1 protein-coding gene is annotated in these 1,549 nt (G+C 62.8%); it reads right to left on the reverse strand.

Annotation, left to right across the window (positions count from 1 at the left end; genetic code table 11):
• Positions 1-57: 57 nt before the first annotated feature.
• Positions 58-1,485: an IS1182 family transposase gene (locus QMZ05_RS40805; RefSeq protein ID WP_353705886.1), complete on the reverse strand. Its 1,428-nt coding sequence runs from the start codon at positions 1,483-1,485 to the stop codon at positions 58-60.
• Between the last annotated feature and the right edge of the window lie 64 nt (positions 1,486-1,549).

The raw sequence follows: 1,549 nt of genomic DNA on the forward strand, positions 1-1,549 counted from the left end.
CAGGCCGTGCGAAAAGTCGGCCCGGCGCGGGGAGTATTGAGTGACCAAGCGCGCGGCTCAGGCTGCGGATGGCCGGAGTGCCGTGAGCAGCGTGGGCAGGCCCTTGATGGCGATCATTCTCTTGATGTTGTAGGCGGTGATGCTGAGCGCCAGTTCGGCTTTGGCTTTCCGCAACCCGCGGACGAGGAATCGCGGAAAGCCCATCATCCATTTGATGGTCCCGAACGGATGCTCGGCGACCCGCCGGCGGAGCTTCATCCAAGCAGGATCGGCCATGGCCCGCTGATGCATGGCCTCGCGGTCATCGTCATGGAAGCCGCGCACGATGATCCGCTGCGCCGCCTCGGTACATTGCGACTTCAGCGGACAGGTCGGGCAAGCTTGCGTCCGGTACTCCTTCTTCTGTTTGGTGCGGGAGGTCTTGAAGAGTCGGAGGACCTCGCCGGCCGGGCAGCTCCAGCTGTCGTTCTCCCGGTCGTAGCTGAACCGATCGCGACTGAAGTATTGCCTGCCCTTCGGATTGACCCGTTCGGCGTCCGGCACGATCGCGGTGATGCCGTCCTGCTCACATTGTTTGGCGTGCGCGCCGTTGGCGTAGCCGGTGTCTGCAACAACAGTCACCTGATCGGCGCCGACCGCCGCCTTGCCCTGCTGAGCCATCGGATGCAATTGCTGCAGGTCATTGCCGTCGTTGGTCAGATCGAATGCAACGATCAGGTCATGCTCGGCATCGACCGCGATCTGTGCGTTGTAGGCCACCTGATGGCCGCGCGGCGTGCGCATCAGCTTGGCCTCGGGCTCGCCCAGGACCTTTTGCTTGAGACCCTCCTGAACCAGCTGCCTGGCCTGCTGCTGCAACTCCGCCCGCTGAGCCTTCAACGCGGCAAGGGCTGCCGCCACGTCGGTCTTGGCCGGCTCAAGCGGCGCCTCCTCGGCGTCGGCCTCATCCATCGCCGTCAGATACTCGGCGATCTTGCGCTCGATCGCCGTCTCCCGCTCCGCAAGCTTCTTCTTCGTGATCACCTGCTTGCGGCTGGCTGCCGCAGCAATCTTGCTCCCGTCGATCGCCAAGACTTCGCCTCCAAACACCGATTGCCCGCGGCAGAACTTGATGAAGGCCCGACAGACCCCGACAATGGCCTCAGGATGATCCTTGCGGAAGTCCGCAATGGTCTTGAACACCGGCGTCACCCGGTTGATCAGCCAGAATACCTCAACATTGCGCTGCGCCTCACGCTCAAGCCGCCGGCTCGAACGCATCTGGTTCAAATACCCATAGATATAAAGCTTCAACAGGTCGCGAGGATCGTAAGGCGGCCGCCCCGTCGCTTCCGCCTCAACGTGCGAGAAACCCAGCCCGGCAAGATCCAGACTGTCCACAAAGCCGTCGATCACCCGCACCGCACTGTCCGCTGCGATCACCTCGTCCAGCGTCTCGGGATACAGCGTCGCCTGATACCGCGATCGCCCAATGACGTGTCCCATCGTCCCCCCGAATCAATCTCAGCCGCCAAAATCCACCATCAGAGCGTGGTTTTTGCACGGCCTG

The sequence above is a fragment of the Bradyrhizobium sp. INPA03-11B genome (assembly GCF_040446015.1).
In the GTDB taxonomy this organism is placed as follows: domain Bacteria; phylum Pseudomonadota; class Alphaproteobacteria; order Rhizobiales; family Xanthobacteraceae; genus Bradyrhizobium; species Bradyrhizobium macuxiense_A.